This is a genomic window from Pseudomonas sp. Sample_9 (assembly GCF_004307535.1).
In the GTDB taxonomy this organism is placed as follows: domain Bacteria; phylum Pseudomonadota; class Gammaproteobacteria; order Pseudomonadales; family Pseudomonadaceae; genus Aquipseudomonas; species Aquipseudomonas mercuritolerans.
Genome location: NZ_RAZO01000492.1, coordinates 18,650 through 37,141 on the forward strand (window position 1 = coordinate 18,650; position 18,492 = coordinate 37,141).

The following is an 18,492-nucleotide window of genomic DNA, read 5'->3' on the forward strand; positions in this document are numbered from 1 at the left end:
GATGACCGTGCTCAAAGCACTCAAGAAGATGTTCGGTAAAAGCGAGGCTGAGCAGCTCGCGCCAGTTCCCAGTGCGCCGTCGCACGCCCCCGGTCATCGCACCGATGCCCCGCAGGCCGACCGCCCCGCTCCCGTAGCGACACCGAAACAGCCGCCAAAACCGGAACCGGCCGCTCCCATCGCCGCCGACCCCACCCAAGACGAAGCGCCGAAACCGGCCAGGCCACGTCGCGAACCAAAGCCCAAGGCTCCGGTAATTCCCTGGAAACTCGAAGATTTCGTCGTCGAGCCACAGGAAGGCAAAACCCGCTTCCATGATTTCAAGCTTGCTCCGGAACTGATGCACGCCATTCAGGACCTGGGCTTCCCGTACTGCACGCCGATCCAGGCGCAGGTGCTGGGTTTCACCCTCGCCGGCAAAGACGCCATCGGTCGCGCGCAGACCGGCACCGGCAAGACCGCCGCGTTCCTGATCTCGATCATCACCCAACTGCTGCAGACGCCGCCGCCGAAAGAGCGCTACATGGGCGAGCCGCGCGCACTGATCATCGCGCCAACCCGCGAGCTGGTGGTGCAGATTGCCAAGGACGCCGCTGACCTGACCAAGTACACCGGCCTCAACGTGATGACGTTCGTCGGCGGTATGGATTTCGACAAACAGCTCAAGCACCTCGAAGCACGGCATTGCGACATCCTCGTCGCCACGCCGGGCCGCCTGCTCGACTTCAACCAGCGCGGCGACGTGCATCTGGATATGGTCGAAGTGATGGTGCTGGACGAAGCCGACCGCATGCTCGACATGGGTTTCATCCCACAGGTACGGCAGATCATTCGCCAGACCCCGCCGAAGTCCGAACGCCAGACTTTGCTGTTCTCCGCAACCTTCACCGAAGACGTGATGAATCTGGCCAAGCAATGGACCACCGACCCGGCCATCGTCGAAATCGAAATCACCAACGTCGCCAACGAGAACGTCGAGCAGCACATCTACGCCGTGGCCGCTGCCGACAAATACAAACTGCTCTATAACCTGGTCAACGACAACGGTTGGGAGCGGGTCATCGTGTTTGCCAACCGCAAGGACGAAGTACGCCGTATCGAAGAGCGCCTGGTGCGTGATGGCATCAACGCCGCGCAGCTGTCCGGCGACGTGCCGCAGCACAAGCGCATCAAGACTCTGGAAGGCTTCCGCGAAGGCAAGATTCGCGTGCTGGTGGCCACCGATGTCGCCGGCCGCGGCATTCACATCGACGGCATCAGCCACGTGATCAACTTCACCCTGCCGGAAGTCCCGGACGACTACGTGCACCGCATCGGCCGTACCGGTCGTGCGGGCGCTGACGGCGTGTCGATCAGCTTCGCCGGTGAAGACGACTCCTATCAGTTGCCGTCCATCGAAGAAAAGCTCGGTCGCAAGATCAGCTGTGAAACGCCGCCAACGCATCTGCTGCGCGCGGTTGAGCGCAAACGCCCGCAGTAAGCGTCACGATATGAAAAAGCGCAGCCGGAAACGGACTGCGCTTTTTTTATGCCCGACGGTTGCCCAAAGAAACTAAAAGTCCATAATGGAAAAATAAGTTTAGTTTTGGAGCGCAGAATGTCCAGTTCGCCCTATGTGATCGACCAAGCCAAGGCCCGTGAGCTGCTGGCGCGTATTGATGTGCCGCAGATCCTGCGCAAGCTGTTCCGCGACCTCGCAGCAGGCAATGCCGTGCAACCTGCGCAGCAATTGGTGGAATTCCCCAAGGGCGCCGGCGACTTCATCAATTATCTGGGCGTGCTGGCCGAAGACGGCGTGTACGGAGTGAAGACTTCGCCGTACATAGTTCGCGAGCAGGGTGCGCTGGTGACGGCGTGGACCTTGTTGATGTCGATGAAAACCGGCCAGCCACTGCTGCTTTGCGATGCGGGCGAGCTGACCACCGCGCGCACCGCCGCGGCCACGGCAGTCGCGGTTGACGCTCTCGCGCCGCTGAATGCCCAGCGACTGGCAATCATCGGCAGCGGCAAGGTCGCTCAGGCGCATCTGCACTACGTGAAAGCGTTGCGCGACTGGCAAAGCATCAGTCTGTATTCGCCGTCGCTCACGGAAGACGCCGAAACACAGGCCGTATTGAAGGCCATCGCGCCGTCACTGAAGATTGCCGACAGCCGCGAGACCGCCGTTACCGATGCGGATGTGATCATGCTCTGCACCTCGTCTGCCGGGCCGGTGATCGATCCGGCGCAACTGCACAAACCGGCGCTGATCACCTCGATCAGCACCAACGCCCCCCGCGCCCATGAAGTACCGCCGCAAAGCCTAAACGACATGCAGGTGTTCTGCGACTATCGTCTGACCACGCCCGAATCCGCGGGTGAGATGTTGATTGCCGCCGAACAGCATGGCTGGGACAAGGATTCGATTGTTGGCGATCTCGCCGACTTGCTCAGCGAAAAAGTGCAGCGCCCGGGTTACGACCGTCACGTGTTCTTCCGTTCAATCGGCTTGGGCCTGGAAGACATTGCCCTCGCCAATGCGGTTTATCACCTGCACCACTGACACCACACATCTCCTGTAGGAGCTGCCGAAGGCTGCGATCTTTTGATCCTGTTTTTCAAGGACAAGATCAAGATCAAGATCAAAAGATCGCAGCCTCGTTTCACTCGGCAGCTTCTACAGGGTTCTCGATAACTTGGGAGTTTTCATGAACCACGCAGATTTCATCATCATCGGCGGCGGGATTGCCGGCGCTTCTACCGGGTTCTGGCTGGCGCCGCACGGCAAAGTGATCGTGCTCGAGCGTGAAACCCATCCCGGCTATCACTCCACCGGTCGCTCCGCCGCGCTGTACACCGCCGCCTACGGCACCGCACAGGTACGCGCACTCACTCAGGCGAGCCGCGCATTCTTCGACAGTCCTCCGAGCGGCTTCTGCGAGCACCCGCTGCTGACCCCGCGCGGCGAAATGACCGTCGACTTCATCGGTGATCCCGCCGAACTGAACAACCAGTACCTCAGCGCCAAAGCCACGGTGCCGGAGATGCAACTGCTCAGCGCCGACGAAGCCTGCGCGCGCCTGCCGATCCTGCGCCGGGAAAAAGTCCACGGCGCGATCTACGACCCATCGGCCTGCGACATCGACACCGACGCGCTGCATCAAGGCTACCTGCGCGGCATTCGGCGCAATCACGGCGAAGTCCGCACCGATTGCGAGGTGCTCGGCTTGAGCCGCGATGCCGATGGCCTGTGGATCGTGCAGACCAATGGCGAGACGTTCAGCGCACCAGTGCTGATCAACGCCGCAGGCGCCTGGGCGGACAAGATCGGTACCCTCGCCGGTGCCCAGCCGCTGGGTCTGCAACCGAAACGCCGCGCCGCATTTATCTTTGCCGGCCCTGAAGGCGTGGACACTCATCATTGGCCAATGCTGGTCAGCCTCGACGAATCCTTCTACATGAAGCCCGACGCTGGCATGTTTCTCGGCTCGCCGGCCAACGCCGATCCGGTCGAACCACACGATGTGCAGCCGGAAGAACTCGACATCGCCATGGGCGTCTATCAGATCGAAGAGGCTACCACGCTGACCATCCGCCGCCCGACCCGCACGTGGGCCGGCTTGCGCAGTTTCGTTTCTGACGGTGATCTGCTCAGCGGCTTCGATCCGCAGGTGCCGGGGCTGTTCTGGGTCGCCGCGCAGGGTGGTTATGGCATTCAGACGTCGCCGGCGATGGGTCAGGCCAGTGCGGCGCTGGTGCGCGGCGAGCCATTCCCCGAGCACCTGCATCAATTCGGTCTCGACAGCGCCATGCTCTCCCCGGCCCGACTGGCTTGACCGCATCGACTCGTCGAAAAGATTGCGGCACACTCGCAGCGCCCCGGCACAAGGGGCGCTGACGCTGCCTGGAGCTCCACTGTCATGACTGCCCCCGAATTCGACCCGGCGCTGGATAACTTCCGCGCCATCGCCGACGCCATCGCCACGCTGTTCTTTCCCCATGCCGAGGTGGTGCTGCACGACCTGCGCACGCAGAAGGTCGACTACATCGCCAACAACCTGTCCAAGCGCGAGATCGGCGACGACTCGTCGCTGGAAGACATGCTCAGCGAGGATGTCAGCGACAGGAACATCGGCCCGTACGAAAAGCTCAATTGGGACGGTCAGAAAATTCGTAGCCTGAGCACTGTGCTGCGCGACAGCGAAAGCCGGCCGCTGGCGGTGCTGTGCATCAATCTGAATATTTCCCTGTTCGAAAACGCCAAGGCGGCGCTGGACCTGTTTCTCTCGCCGAGCAAGCTGATTCCGCAGCCCGACTCGCTGTTTCGTGATGACTGGCAGGAACGCATCAATACCTTCCTCCACGCCTGGCTGCGTGAACGACAGTTGAGCCTGAATGTGCTGACCCGCGATCACAAACGCGAACTGGTGCTGGCCTTGCACGCCGAGGGAGCGTTCAAGGGCAAGAGCGCTTCGAACTATGTGGCGAATGTGCTGAACATGGGGCGGGCGACGGTGTACAAGCATTTGAAGGAATTGAAGGGCTGAAGATTTGCATCGCCAGCGCTGGCCGCTTCGCGAGCAGGCTCGCTCCCACATTTGGAATGCGTTACCCCTGTGGGAGCGAGCCTGCTCGCGAAAGCGCTTGATCAATCGCCGTAGATATCGGACTTGAAATACTTCTCGGAAATTTTCTGATACTCGCCATTCGCTCGAATCCCGTCGATGGCGCTGTTCAACTGGCTGACCAGCTCGGTATTGCCTTTGCGCACCGCAATCCCCGCGCCCTCGCCGACGTACTTCGGATCCTTCAGCTCCGGCCCGACAAACGCATAACCCTGGCCGCGCGGCATCGACAGAAAGTCGTTAAGCGGAATGGTATCGGCGAAAATCGCATCAAGGCGCCCCGCCGCCAGGTCCATGTAGATTTCTTCGTTGTTGCCGTAGCGCTTGACGTTGATGCCCTTGGGTTCGAACACCTCGGTGGCGTAACGATCAGTGGTGGTCGCGCGCTGCACGCCGACGTTCTTGCCTTTGAGGCTGGCGTACTGATCATCCACCGTAGCGCCTTCCTTCATGACCAGACGCGAAGAAGTGAAGTAGTACTTGTGGCTGAAATCCACGGATTTCTTGCGATCTTCGTTGATGGTCATCGACGACAGCGCCATGTCGATCTTCTTCACTTTCAGCGAAGGAATCAGCCCGTCGAACTCACCTTCAACCCACACGCATTTGACCTTCATCTGCGCACACAGGGCATTGCCGATGTCGTAGTCAAAGCCGACAATTTCGCCCTTGTCGGTTTTCGAGGCGAATGGCGGATAGGCAGCTTCGATGCCGATGCGCAGGGTTTTCTCGGCGGCTAAGACGCTGGCGGAGGCCAACAGGCTGAAGGCCAGACCGGTGATGAGGGGGAGTTTCTTCATGTTCGTTCTCTCGCGGGTTGTTGTTGGTTTGGCGAAGAAGAGCAGCTACAAGCGGCAAACTGATAGCTGCAAGACAGAAGCTTTTTTTGTACTTGGAAATCCATACTGGACTCTCAGGTACAAATCGTCAATTGGGTAGAGGGGGGATGATTTTCGGTGTCGCAGATGATGCCTTCGCGAGCAGGCTCGCTCCCACAGGGGAACGCATTTCAAATGTGGGAGCGAGCTTGCTCGCGAAGGCGTACTGAGGAGCGCTACAGGAATTACTTATTCCAGCGATCAGCGGCGGCATGATCACTGTCGCGCCCTTCGACCCAACGTGGTCCATCGCTGGTATTTTCTTTCTTCCAGAACGGCGCGCGGGTTTTCAGGTAGTCCATGACGAAGGCGCAGGCATCGAACGCGGCCTGGCGATGGGCGCTGGCGGCGCCGACGAAGACGATCGGCTCGCCCGGCTCCAGCGCGCCAATGCGATGCAGCACTTCCAGTTTCAACAGCGGCCAGCGCTGCTCGGCTTCGACAGCGATCTTGCCGAGGGCTTTTTCGGTCATGCCCGGATAGTGCTCAAGGAACATCCCGGCCACATCGAGCCCGTCGTTGAAGTCGCGCACGTAACCGACAAAGCTCACCACCGCGCCAACGCCGACATTGGCCGCATGCATCGCATTGACTTCAGCGCCCGGATCGAACGGCGTGGCCTGCACGCGAATCGCCATGGCTCAGCCTCCGGTCACGGTGGGGAAAAACGCAACTTCGTCGCCATCGGTCACTGGTTCGTCGAGCTGGCAAAGATCTTCGTTGCGCGCGCACATCAGGTTCTGCTCGCTCAACACCTCGGCGCCGTCACGTTGCGCCAACAGTGCGCGCACGTCTTCAACCGTGGCGAAATCGCCCTCGACCGTCACTGAATCCACGCCCAGCGCTTCACGGTAACGGGCAAAAAACTTCACGGTCAGTTTCATGGCTGCTCCGCCTGGAAGTGGCCGCTCTTGCCGCCGACTTTCTCCAGAAGACGCACGCTTTCGATGGTCATGCCACGGTCGACGGCTTTGCACATGTCGTAAATGGTCAGGGCGGCGACGCTGGCGGCGGTCAACGCTTCCATCTCGACACCGGTCTGCCCGGACAACTTGCAGCGCGCGACGATGCGCACGCTGTCCTCACCCTCGGCGCTGAGTTCGACTTTGACGCCAGTCAGCATCAGCGGATGGCACAGGGGAATCAGATCGCTGGTTTTCTTCGCCGCCTGAATCCCGGCGATGCGCGCCACGGCGAACACATCGCCCTTGGGATGGCCGCCGCTAACGATCATCTGCAGCGTTGCGGGGAGCATGCGCACCAGCGCTTGAGCCGTCGCCTCACGGAACGTCACGGCTTTTTCAGTGACGTCGACCATGTTGGCGCGACCTTGGGAATCGAGATGAGTCAGCACGAGGGCCTCCTTGAGGCAGCTGCGAGCGGCAAGCTACAAGCGGCAAGTTAAAGCGCGGTAGGCAGGCGTCAGGAAAGCTCGCATTTAAACAGCCGAAAGCCGCAAGCTTCAAGCGGCAAGTGAATTTCACTCGGACCACTTGTAGCTTGCGGCTTGAAGCTTGTAGCTGCTCCTCTTAGAGATGCGATTCGGCGTATTCGGCCAGGATCGAGCGAGGCACCCCTTGCAGGGTGATGTGCACACCGTTGGGGAAATCCTTGAAGCGTTCGGTCAGGTAGGTCAGCCCGGAGCTGGTCGCGGACAGGTAAGGGGTGTCGATCTGCGCCAGGTTGCCCAGGCACACCACTTTGGAACCGGCGCCGGCACGGGTGATGATGGTTTTCATCTGGTGCGGCGTGAGGTTCTGGCATTCGTCGATCAGGATCAGGCTCTGCTGGAAGCTGCGACCGCGAATGTAGTTGAGCGATTTGAACTGCAACGGCACTTTGCTGAGGATGTAGTCGACGCTGCCATGGGTGTTTTCGTCATCCATGTGCAAGGCTTCGAGGTTGTCGGTGATGGCGCCCAGCCAAGGCTCCATTTTCTCCGCTTCGGTGCCGGGCAGGAAGCCGATTTCCTGGTCCAGGCCCTGCACGCTGCGGGTGGCGATGATGCGGCGATAACGCTTGCTGACCATGGTCTGCTCGATCGCAGCGGCCAGCGCCAGAATGGTTTTACCGGAACCGGCGGCGCCGGACAGGTTGACCAGATGAATGTCCGGGTCAAGCAACGCATACAGCGCCAGACTCTGATAGATGTCGCGCGGCTTCAGCCCCCACGCCTCCTGATGCAACAGCGGTTCCTGATGCAGGTCGAGGATCAGCAGGCGGTCTTCCTGGATTTCCTTGATCCAGCCGACAAAGCCCTGCTCGTCGATGATGAACTCGTTGATGTGCACGGCCGGCAGGTTGTCGATCAGTTGCACCTGATGCCAGGTGCGGCCGTGGTCCTGACGGGTTTCGACCTTGCTCACGCGGTCCCAGAAGGAGCCGGTCATGTTGTGGTAGCCGTTGGGCAGCAGGGACACGTCATCGACCAGTTGGTCGGTGCTGTAGTCCTCGGCATCGATGCCACAAGCGCGCGCCTTCAGGCGCATGTTGATGTCTTTGGTGACCAGCACCACCGGTTTCTGCGGATCGCGGGTGTGCAGATCAATCAGTTGGTTGATGATTTTGTTGTCGTTCAGATGCTCGGGCAGAATCAGGTTCGACTCGGCCTGCTTGCTCATCAGAATTGACAGCAAGCCTTTCGGCCCGCCCTTGCCGCGCTGGATCGGCACACCCAGTTCGACGTCCTCGGGGGACGCATCGCCCAGGGTCTTGTCGATCAGGCGGATCGCCTGACGGCATTCGGCGGCCACGCTGTGATGGCCGCTCTTGAGCTTGTCCAGCTCTTCCAGCACGGTCATCGGGATGGCGACGTGGTGTTCTTCGAAATTCAGCAGGGCATTTGGATCGTGAATCAATACGTTGGTATCGAGTACATACAGGATTGGCTGGTTGGAGGAAGGGCTGCGTCCGTGATCATCCATACTCGGTCACCTATGTGGGAGCCATTCGACGCAATACCTTGACAGTGCTGCGCCTCGAGGTGACTGCCGAATTCATCCACGCGGGCTGGATGAACTGCACACAATAGGAGTCTGGGAAGACGCCACCTGTGTTGCAGGTTTCGGCGGTCTGTCTTCGTAATACTCCAAAACCGATGACATAAAAAAGCACTTTGACGGTTTTTTTAAGTTTATTTTGCAGAGTGACGAAAAGCCCTTGGCGGACTCCCCGTACCCCGCTAAAGTCGGAAGTCCGCCTGCATCGAATTCCTCCTGAAAATCATCCCAAGCCCAATGTTTCCGGGCTTTTTGTCGTTTCTCAACGAAACGCGTCCTGACAGTCTTCCCAGCCAATGCCGCTCTGCGCAGTCTGGGTGATCAGCCACGGTAAGGACGTCTTCACCGCATCCTGTTTCATGTTGAAATTGATCACCCCGTGTCGCCACAGCAGCATCAGGGTCAACACTCGCTGCGCGCTCGCCGGCCCCTTGAGCTTGCCGGCACCGTCCTGGGCATCGATGTCCCACAGCGCCACTTGCAGGCCCTGGCTATTGAAAAAACCTTGCGCGTCACTGCGGCGCTGGCCATCCGGCGGACGGAATAGCGGCACGTAGTTTTCCGGCAGTTTGTTTTTCACCAGATCGGCGCTGCGCCGTACCGAATCCTGCCAGTCCTGCCAATGGCTGTGGGAGCGGAACTCCCAGCCCTGCACGCCCACGCACTGCCGGGAGAAACTCGCCTGCAGACTGCTGACCGAACGGCCGGTGAGTCGCGCCTGAATATCCTTGCCCAAGACAAAGAATGTCCCGCTCAGATTGGATTTGCGCAGGTATTCGGTCAGCCAGTCGGTGTTGTCCGGTTGCACGTTGGCGGCGCTGTCGAACGTCAGCAGAAACAGCCGATCGTGCATGTCATCGCCGTTGCGCTCGTAGTCGCCGAAACGATCGAATTCGTTACTGGTTTGCGGCGACAGCGCGGCCTTGCGCATCAGCTCGTCGAGGTACTGCAAATGGAAGATCCGGCTCGGCTCGGCCCACTTGGTGTAATAACTGTCGTCGCTGACGACGAACTTGGCCGCCTGCTCACGCAGGGTCGGCAGGTCTTCGACGAGAAAGCAGAACGAGGCGTCCTGATCGCAGCTTTGCTGGGCGTGGTTGTAATTGCTCAGCAAGCGTTGCCAGAGGCGCTGGCGCAGTTGATTGACCGCATCGATATTGACCGTGCGCAACCCCAGGCGGTGGGCCAGTGCCGCCTCGTCGATGGACTCGGTGCCGAGCAGGCCGCGAGCGAACATGAGGATTTCCGCCCGCGACGCGACGTCGAACAGGGTCGGGTTGCTGAGCTGCTCCGGCCAGGTCGTGCGATCCAGCGTCGCCGCATCACCGGGCGCCGCCATGGCCGCGAAGCTCAGCAGCCACGCGGTGAGTAAAAGAACAATGCGCAAAGGGATGTCTCCATAACAAAACCCGCGCGGCACTATATCGCGGGTGGATCAAAACAAAGATCAAAAGATCGCAGCCTTCGGCAGCTCCTACCTGTCCGCATTGAATTCATTGCGGTTTGATGCCGTGCGCAATCTGTAGGAGCTGTCGAGCCCCGGCGAGGCTGCGATCTTGTTCCATGACACCACCGATCACCTATCACGCTCATAGCTGGAGTCAACAAGAACAACCCCCTAGAATCGCCCCCACGATTAAAGGAGACGACTTCATGCTGATGGTGATTTCCCCCGCCAAGACCCTCGACTACGAAACACCGCCGGCGACCCAGCGCTTTACCCAGCCGCAGTACCTCGACCATTCCCAGGAACTGATCCAGCAGTTGCGCGAGCTGAGCCCGGCGCAGATCAGCGAATTAATGCACGTATCCGACAAGATCGGTGGCCTCAACGCCGCGCGTTTTGGCAGTTGGACACCCGCCTTCACCCCGGAAAACGCCAAACAGGCGCTGCTCGCCTTCAAGGGCGATGTGTACACCGGCCTGGATGCGCAGTCCTTCAGCGAAGCGCAATTCGATTACGCGCAAAAACACCTGCGCATGCTCTCCGGCCTTTATGGCCTGCTGCGCCCGCTGGACCTGATGCAGCCGTATCGTCTGGAGATGGGCACCAAACTGGCCAACGCCCGTGGCAAGGATCTGTATGCGTTCTGGGGCACGCGCATCAGCGAGTGGCTGAACGAAGCGCTGGCCGAGCAAGGCGATGACGTACTGCTCAACCTTGCATCCAACGAATACTTTTCCGCGGTCAAGCGCAGCGCGTTGAAGGCCCGCATTATCAACACCGAGTTCAAGGATCAGAAGAACGGCCAGTACAAGATCATCAGCTTCTACGCGAAAAAAGCGCGCGGCCTGATGAGCCGTTTTGTGATTGAGGAACGCATCAACGACCCGGCTCAGCTCAAGCGATTTGATGTGCAGGGTTATCGCTACAGCGCCGAACAATCGAAACCTGACAACCTGGTGTTTTTGCGCGACCACGCCCCGGAATAAAGCATGCCCTTTGCACGACTCTTTTCCTCAAGAGTCGTGCAGTCCGCCCGAAGTCAAAATCCCCCCGCGATATATCGCCAAATTCATGGCGCCAATAAAACCACACCCTGTTTTCTAATTTTAGTTTCACTCGACACTGAAGTTTTTTTTCAGTAGTGGCACCTAAATTTTTTACCCCTAGTGGCACAAAACTATCGACCCCGGTTTCACCCCGATAACTAAAGGGCGAAATCGTTAGTGCTATCAATTTGCACCCAGTGCCATCTTCATCAATATTTCAAAAAATTTCGGCTGGCACGATGAGCGGGCTGGAACTATGTCCAAATGCGTTGCTCATACCACCGGTAACGATTCTCGCCGAGTTTGTACGAGATAACTTACGCAGAGCTGGTAGCCATGTAACCAAGTTGTCACAGCAACTTGCCTGAGTGACTAACGAGTCTCAAAACAATCGATGGACAGGAGATACGCACCATTAATATCCCCTACAAAGGCCAAGGCCGCGCCCCTATAAACGTGCTCGCCTGAGCACCTAACTGCTTGATTTACCGGCTCCCTACCGGACGTCGAGCAGGCTACACGACTGCACTAGAGTCTTCCCGCACGGAAGATCGGCTGCATAACAGGGCAAGTCATAACAACAAGGCCTAGTTGCGCACATCTTGAGTGCACTTATTAGACACTCGGAACTTTGTATGCCTGCACACGGCATTGTGGCGCCTGTAAGCCGCACTTCCGAGTGCACTAGTGACCGCTGAACACCATTAACTCCGGCCTTCTAAGGCCTGATATATACAGAGGTAATTGCGATGCGCATCAGCATATTTGGTTTGGGTTACGTTGGCGCAGTATGTGCCGGTTGCCTGTCTGCACGGGGCCATGACGTAGTTGGCGTCGATGTTGCCAAAGACAAGATCGACATGATTAACGCCGGCAAATCGCCGATCGTTGAACCGGGCCTGGGTGAACTGTTGCAACAGGGTATCCAGACCGGTCGTCTGCGCGGCACGACCAACTTCGCCGAGGCGATTCGTGATACCGACCTGTCGATGATCTGCGTCGGCACGCCAAGCAAGAAGAACGGCGACCTGGAACTGAACTACATCGAGGCCGTGTGCCGCGAGATCGGTTTTGTCCTGCGTGAAAAAACCACCCGCCACACCATCGTGGTGCGCAGCACCGTGTTGCCAGGCACCGTGGCCAACGTGGTCATCCCGATTCTGGAAGACTGCTCGGGCAAGAAAGCCGGCGTCGATTTCGGCGTTGCGGTCAACCCGGAATTCCTGCGCGAATCCACCGCCATCGCTGACTACGATCAGCCACCGATGACCGTTATCGGCGAGTTCGATACCGCGTCGGGCGACGTTCTGCAATCGCTGTACGAAGAACTCGACGCACCGATCATCCGCAAGGACATCGCCGTTGCCGAGATGATCAAGTACACCTGCAACGTCTGGCACGCGACCAAAGTGACCTTCGCCAACGAGATCGGCAACATCGCCAAAGCGGTCGGCGTCGATGGTCGTGAAGTGATGGAAGTGGTCTGCCAGGACAAGACCCTGAACCTGTCCCAGTACTACATGCGCCCGGGCTTCGCCTTCGGCGGTTCGTGCCTGCCGAAAGACGTACGTGCGTTGACCTACCGCGCCGGTTCCCTGGACGTCGAAGCACCGCTGCTCAACTCGCTGATGCGCAGTAACGAATCGCAAGTGCAGAACGCCTTCGACATCGTTGAAAGCCATGAAAAACGCAAAGTCGCCCTGCTCGGTCTGAGCTTCAAGGCCGGCACCGACGACCTGCGCGAAAGCCCGCTGGTCGAACTGGCGGAGATGCTGATCGGCAAGGGTTACGACCTGAGCATCTACGACAGCAACGTCGAATACGCCCGTGTCCACGGTGCGAACAAGGACTACATCGAATCGAAGATTCCGCACGTGTCGTCCCTGCTCAACTCCGACTTCGATTCGGTGATCGACAACTCCGACGTGATCATCCTCGGCAACCGCGACGAGAAATTCCGTTCGCTGGCCCAGGAAGCGCCGCAGGGCAAGCAAGTCATCGACCTGGTGGGCTTCATGTCCAAGGCCACCAGCGCCGGTAGCCGCACCGAAGGGATCTGCTGGTAAGCAGACATTGCGCGGCACCGCATACCGCGTCGCCGCGCACTGACTGTGTGAACCCGTGGTAGGAGCTGACGAGTGAAACGAGGCTGCGATCTTTACCGGGCTCACTTGAGTCGTGAGTGAACACCCAGAAGATCAAAAGATCGCAGCCTTCGGCAGCTCCTACAGTGGGCCATTGATGAGCCTGCCTTAACCCCATCGGGCCCAGCCCGAGATAGAGACGGATGCAGATTATGCACAGGCTAAGACACGGCCTACTTCAGGCCGCCGGTTGGCTGTTTTACCTAAGTTTGTTGATGGGCCTGGCCTTGATGCTGCCCACGTCCACATTCGACTCCGAGTCGAAGGACTTCATTTTCCTGATTGGCGCCGTGGGTATCTGGCGCTACTCGATGGGTGCAACGCACTTTGTGCGCGGCATGATTTTTCTCTACATCGTTTACCCGCATCTGCGTCGCAAAGTACGCAAGCTGGGTAAAGCGGCGGACCCGTCGCATGTGTTTCTGATGGTCACCAGCTTTCGTATTGACGCGCTGACCACCGCGCAGGTCTACAGCTCGGTGATCCGCGAAGCCATCGACTGCGAACTACCGACCACCATTGTCTGCTCGATCGTGGAAATGTCCGACGAGTTGCTGGTCAAGGCGCTGTGGGCGCGGATGAATCCGCCGGAGCGGGTCAAGCTCGACTTCGTGCGCATTCCCGGTACCGGCAAGCGCGATGGTCTGGCCTTCGGTTTCCGCGCGATCTCCCGTCACCTGCCGGACGACCGTGCCGTGGTGGCCGTGATCGACGGCGACACCGTGCTCGGCGAAGGCGTCGTGCGCAAGACCGTGCCGTGGTTCCAGCTGTTCGGCAATGTCGGCGGCCTGACCACCAACGAGTTCTGCGAAGTGCGCGGCGGCTACATCATGAGCGAATGGCACAAGCTGCGTTTCGCCCAGCGCCACATCAACATGTGCTCGATGGCCCTGTCCAAGCGCGTACTGACCATGACCGGTCGGATGTCGGTTTTCAAAGCCTCCGTGGTGACCAATCCGGAGTTCATCGCCGACGTTGAAAGCGACTCGCTGCAACACTGGCGTCTGGGCCGCTTCAAGTTCCTGACAGGCGACGACAAGTCGAGCTGGTTCAGCCTGATGCGCCTGGGTTACGACACCTTCTACGTGCCGGATGCCGCGATCAACACCGTTGAACATCCGCCGGAAAAGAGCTTCATCAAGGCCAGCCGCAAGCTGATGTTCCGCTGGTACGGCAACAACCTGCGCCAGAACTCGCGCGCACTGGGCCTGGGTATCCGTCGCCTCGGCGTGTTCACCTCGGTGGTGCTGTTCGACCAGCGCGTGTCGATGTGGACTTCGCTGCTCGGCCTGACCGTAGCACTGATCGCCAGCTTCAAGTACGGCACCGCGTTCATCCTCGTGTACCTGCTGTGGATCGGTATCACCCGCCTGATCCTGACGCTGTTGCTGTCGTGTTCCGGCCACCGCATCGGCCCTGCTTACCCGGCGATTCTGTATTACAACCAGATCGTTGGCGCCCTGGTGAAGATCTACGTGTTCTTCCGCCTCGACCAACAATCCTGGACTCGCCAGCCCACATCCCTGACCCGTGATCTCGCCAGCTTTCAACGTTGGTTCAACACCTGGTCGTCTCGGACCATGACCTTCTCCGCCGGCAGCATTTTTGTCGCCGTGCTGCTGATGATGGTCTGACCCGCTCCTATTGAATTAACAAGGAAATCGCCCCTATGAATACCGCCGTCAACGTCAACGTAGTGCATGAATCCGAAGCCCAGCGCCAGCACGCTCGCGTGAAAATCCCGGCCAAGCTGCGTTTCTTCGGCCCTGACCGGACTCCGCTCGAAGCGCGGGTCCTCGATCTGTCGGCTGGCGGTCTGGCGTTCAACGCCGGGCAGATGCCGCTGACCATCGGCGAGGTGTACAAGGCGCGTCTGCAATTTGTCATCGACAACCTCGGCCTGGCCATGGACGTTGAACTGCAGGTGCGTTCTTTCGATCGCGCCACCGGCCGCGCCGGCTGCCAGTTCCAGAACCTCGAGCCGCAGGACATTTCCACCCTGCGCCACCTGATTACTTCGCACCTGGCCGGCGACATCGTCAGCATCGGCGAAGTGCTGGCGACCCTGCAGCGCGACAACTTCACCAAGGCGCGCAAGAACAAGACCAACGACACCGGCATGACCCCGTTCGGCCGCCTGAAAGCCGTGACCTTCAGCGCCGGTATTTTCGCCGTTGGCCTGGTCGCTGCCGGTTTCATCTTCAAGTCGGTGTACGGCATGTACTTCGTCAGCCACGCCCAGGCCGGTCTGGTCAGCGTGCCGGGGATGAACATCACCATGCCGCGCGACGGCACCGTGCAGAGCCTGGTCAAGTCCGACGGCGTGGCCGCCAAAGGCGCACCACTGGCGACCTTCAGCACCAGCATGCTCGACGTGCTCAAGGGCCATCTGGCCGAAGACCAACTGGCCCCGGCCAAGGTTGAAGAACTGTTCGGCAAGCAAATGACCGGCACCCTGACCTCGCCGTGCGATTGCACCGTGGCCCAGCAACTGGTGGCTGACGGTCAGTACGCGAGCAAGGGCGACGTGATCTTCCAGTTGGTGCCGCGCAACACCCAGGCCAACGTTGAAGCGCGCTTCTCCTATCGCCAGTTCGGCGACGTGCGTCCAGGCACTCCGGTGAGCTTCCAGATCGCCGGCGAAGACAAGACCCGCACCGGCAAGATCGTCAGCAGCACCAGCCTGAAGAGCGCCGACCTGTCCTCCGACATTCGCGTACAGATCCAGCCTGACGAGCCGCTCGACAGCAGCCTGGCCGGCCGCCCGGTGGAAGTGAACAGCGACCGTGGCCCGAACCTGAACTGGCTGATCGACAAAGCCATGGCTGCCGGTCTTTAAGTCGAGGACATGCCTGTGACTACTCCACCCATCCTCAGAACACCGCTATCACTGTGTGCCCTGGCATTGGCGGTGAGTCTGGCCGGTTGCGCCGGGCTGCCCGATCAGCGTCTGGCCAACGAAGCGCTCAAGCGTGGCGACACCGCCACCGCTGCGCAGAATTACCAGCAACTGGCCGATCTGGGTTACAGCGAGGCGCAAGTCGGCCTGGCCGATATCCAGGTCGACAGCCGCGACCCGGCGCAGATGAAACAGGCCGAGGCGACTTACCGTGCAGCGGCCAGCGTATCGCCGCGTGCCCAGGCACGTCTCGGTCGTCTGCTGGTGGCCAAGCCGGGCTCCACCGAAGCCGAGCACCACGAAGCCGAAACCCTGCTGAAAAAAGCCGCCGCCAATGGCGAAGGCAACACGTTGATCCCGCTGGCGATGCTGTATCTGCAATACCCGCACAGCTTCCCCAACATCAACGCGCAGCAGCAGATCGATCAGTGGCGCAAGTCGGGCTACCCGGAAGCGGGTCTGGCGCAGGTGCTGCTGTATCGCACCCAGGGCACTTACGACCAGCATCTGGATGACGTGGAAAAAATCTGCAAGGCCGCGCTCAACACCACCGACATCTGCTACGTCGAACTGGCCACCGTCTACCAGAAACGTGGCCAGCCGGAGCAACAGGCCGAGCTGATCAAGCAGATGCAGGCCGGTTACAGCCGTGGCACCGTCACCGCGCAGCGTGTCGACTCCGTAGCCCGCGTGCTGGCCGATTCGACCCTGGGCAAGACTGACGAAAAAACCGCGCAGGCGCTGCTCGAGCCGATCGCTCCGGGCTACCCGGCGTCGTGGGTCACCCTCGCGCAATTGCTTTACGACTTCCCCGAACTGGGCGACGTCGACCAGATGATGAAGTACCTGGACAACGGCCGCGCCGCCGACCAGCCGCGCGCCGAACTGCTGCTGGGCAAGGTCTACTACGAAGGCAAAATGGTCCCGGCTGACGCGAAAGTCGCCGAGGAACATTTCCAGAAAGCCGTCGGCCGCGAAGTCGCTGCCGATTACTACCTCGGCCAGATCTACCGTCGTGGCTACCTGGGCAAGGTCTATCCGCAGAAGGCTCTCGACCACCTGCTGACCGCTGCGCGCAACGGCCAGAACAGTGCCGACTTCGCCATCGCCCAGTTGTTCTCGCAAGGCAAGGGCACCAAGCCCGACCCGCTGAACGCCTACGTGTTCAGCCAACTGGCCAAGGCGCAGAACACCCCGCAAGCCGATGAACTGGCAGCGACCCTCGAGGCGCAATTGCCGCCCGAGCGCCTGCCCGAAGCCCGCCGCCTGTTGCAACAGGAACAGGCCAGCCGTGGCGCCCTGAACTCGAACACGCTGCAACTGCACGCCCTGCAAGAAGAAGACGGCGAGGAAAAACTATGAAGCTGAACCCATTCGTGAAGGCCGGTATTGGCCTCACCTTCGCGCTGATCTGGTCTTGCCCGACACTGGCTGCGATGACTGAAAGCAAGAACTTCGGTCTGGAAGTGAAACTCACCGGCCAGTCCGAAGACGACCGTGACCTCGGCACTGCCGGCGGCGGCGACGTCAATGGCGTGGGCCTCGACCTGCGTCCGTGGATCTACGGCGAAAGCGGCGCGTGGAGCGCTTATGCGATGGGTCAGGCCGTGACCTCGACCGACATCATCGAGACCGACACCCTGCAGCAGTCCGACGGCGCACAGACCACCGACAGCGGCGATCGCGAAACCAAGAAAAACTACTTGGCGATGCGCGAGTTCTGGGTCGGTTACAGCGGCTTCACGCCCTACCCTGGCGAGATTCTCAAGTTCGGTCGTCAGCGTCTGCGCAATGACGACGGCCAATGGCGCGACACCAACATCGAAGCGCTGAACTGGACCTTCGATACCACACTGCTGCGCGCCAATGCCGGTGTCGCCGAGCGTTTCAGCGAATACCGCACCGACTTGAAAGAGCTGGCACCGAAAGACAAGGATCGCCTGCACGCCTACGCCGACGCTGCTTACCAGTGGACGCCGGGGCAGTGGGTCGGCATTCGCGGTCACCACACTCACGATGACGGCAAACTCGATTACGCCGAGCCGGGCGTCCCGCGAGACTCGCTGGACAAGACCGAGAACGGCGACATCAGCTGGATCGGCCTGACCGCTGACAGCGACGCCTACAACTGGCGCAACACCAACACCGTCAACTACTGGGGCAGCATCACCGGCATGAGCGGCGACCGCGACACGGTCAACGCGCTGAACGCCGACGGCACGCGCCCGACACAAGCCAAGCGCAGCGATGACATCAGCGGCTGGGCAGCCGATGTCGGCGTACGTCTGCGCCTCGATCCGCAGTGGCAAGTCGGCGGTGCCTACGCCCGCGCCAGTGCCGATTACGAGCAGAACGGTCTGGAGAGCAACCGCTCCAACTACACCGGTACCCGCTCGCGCGTGCACCGTTTCGGCGAAGCGTTCCGTGGCGAAATGAACAACATGCAGACCGCCACCCTGTTCGGCTCGTGGATGG

At 60.0% G+C, this 18,492-nt stretch carries 16 protein-coding genes; 10 read left to right on the forward strand and 6 right to left on the reverse strand.

Annotated elements, in window-relative coordinates; translation table 11 throughout:
• Position 1: 1 nt before the first annotated feature.
• The 4 genes from rhlB to D6877_RS28090 all read left to right on the forward strand — a co-directional run bounded on the left by rhlB (position 2) and on the right by D6877_RS28090 (position 4,526).
• A complete protein-coding gene (gene rhlB, locus D6877_RS28075) occupies positions 2-1,480 on the forward strand; it encodes an ATP-dependent RNA helicase RhlB (protein ID WP_130912789.1) in 1,479 nt (492 codons plus the stop codon).
• Positions 1,481-1,597: 117 nt separating this feature from the next.
• Positions 1,598-2,542 (forward strand): ornithine cyclodeaminase family protein, encoded by a 945-nt coding sequence (locus tag D6877_RS28080; RefSeq protein ID WP_130912790.1) that lies wholly within the window; start codon positions 1,598-1,600, stop codon positions 2,540-2,542.
• A 145-nt stretch (positions 2,543-2,687) separates the two neighbouring features.
• On the forward strand, positions 2,688-3,815 hold the full coding sequence (locus D6877_RS28085; protein WP_130912791.1) for an FAD-binding oxidoreductase: 1,128 nt from the start codon (positions 2,688-2,690) through the stop codon (positions 3,813-3,815).
• Between the two features lie 84 nt (positions 3,816-3,899).
• Complete coding sequence (locus D6877_RS28090; protein WP_130912792.1) at positions 3,900-4,526, forward strand: PAS domain-containing protein; 627 nt, start codon at positions 3,900-3,902, stop codon at positions 4,524-4,526.
• A gap of 101 nt (positions 4,527-4,627) precedes the next feature.
• Here D6877_RS28090 and D6877_RS28095 read toward each other — a convergent pair whose 3' ends face one another.
• From D6877_RS28095 to D6877_RS28120, 6 genes are all read right to left on the reverse strand, one after another.
• Positions 4,628-5,404: an ABC transporter substrate-binding protein gene (locus D6877_RS28095; protein ID WP_130912793.1), complete on the reverse strand. Its 777-nt coding sequence runs from the start codon at positions 5,402-5,404 to the stop codon at positions 4,628-4,630.
• 263 nt (positions 5,405-5,667) lie between these two features.
• Positions 5,668-6,120: a molybdopterin synthase catalytic subunit MoaE gene (gene moaE / locus D6877_RS28100; protein WP_073473663.1), complete on the reverse strand. Its 453-nt coding sequence runs from the start codon at positions 6,118-6,120 to the stop codon at positions 5,668-5,670.
• 3 nt (positions 6,121-6,123) lie between these two features.
• Positions 6,124-6,366, reverse strand: coding sequence for a molybdopterin converting factor subunit 1 (gene moaD, locus D6877_RS28105; protein ID WP_130912794.1), 243 nt, complete (start codon positions 6,364-6,366; stop codon positions 6,124-6,126).
• On the reverse strand, positions 6,363-6,836 hold the full coding sequence (moaC, locus tag D6877_RS28110) for a cyclic pyranopterin monophosphate synthase MoaC (protein ID WP_130912795.1): 474 nt from the start codon (positions 6,834-6,836) through the stop codon (positions 6,363-6,365). Before moaC ends, moaD begins: the two co-directional genes overlap by 4 nt.
• A gap of 175 nt (positions 6,837-7,011) precedes the next feature.
• The gene (locus D6877_RS28115) at positions 7,012-8,406 is read right to left on the reverse strand and encodes a PhoH family protein (protein ID WP_024011685.1); all 1,395 of its coding nucleotides are present in this window, start codon (positions 8,404-8,406) and stop codon (positions 7,012-7,014) included.
• 337 nt (positions 8,407-8,743) lie between these two features.
• Positions 8,744-9,868 carry a polysaccharide deacetylase family protein gene (locus D6877_RS28120; protein ID WP_130912796.1) on the reverse strand — a complete coding sequence of 375 codons (1,125 nt, stop codon included), beginning with the start codon at positions 9,866-9,868 and terminating at the stop codon, positions 8,744-8,746.
• 266 nt (positions 9,869-10,134) lie between these two features.
• On the opposite strand from D6877_RS28120, the gene yaaA reads away from it, so the two are divergent.
• The 6 genes from yaaA to D6877_RS28150 all read left to right on the forward strand — a co-directional run.
• The gene (yaaA, locus tag D6877_RS28125; protein ID WP_130912797.1) at positions 10,135-10,914 is read left to right on the forward strand and encodes a peroxide stress protein YaaA; all 780 of its coding nucleotides are present in this window, start codon (positions 10,135-10,137) and stop codon (positions 10,912-10,914) included.
• A gap of 809 nt (positions 10,915-11,723) precedes the next feature.
• On the forward strand, positions 11,724-13,040 hold the full coding sequence (locus D6877_RS28130) for a UDP-glucose/GDP-mannose dehydrogenase family protein (RefSeq protein ID WP_016771595.1): 1,317 nt from the start codon (positions 11,724-11,726) through the stop codon (positions 13,038-13,040).
• Positions 13,041-13,267: 227 nt separating this feature from the next.
• Entirely contained in the window at positions 13,268-14,752 is a 1,485-nt protein-coding gene (gene alg8 / locus D6877_RS28135; RefSeq protein ID WP_178083766.1) for a mannuronan synthase, read from the forward strand.
• A 35-nt stretch (positions 14,753-14,787) separates the two neighbouring features.
• Entirely contained in the window at positions 14,788-15,957 is a 1,170-nt protein-coding gene (locus D6877_RS28140) for an alginate biosynthesis protein Alg44 (RefSeq protein ID WP_024011680.1), read from the forward strand.
• Positions 15,958-15,966: 9 nt separating this feature from the next.
• Entirely contained in the window at positions 15,967-17,379 is a 1,413-nt protein-coding gene (gene algK / locus D6877_RS28145) for an alginate biosynthesis TPR repeat lipoprotein AlgK (protein WP_073473671.1), read from the forward strand.
• The coding region (locus D6877_RS28150) for an alginate export family protein (protein WP_130912799.1) at positions 17,376-18,492 on the forward strand (1,117 nt) is incomplete at its 3' end. The genes algK and D6877_RS28150, both read left to right, overlap by 4 nt.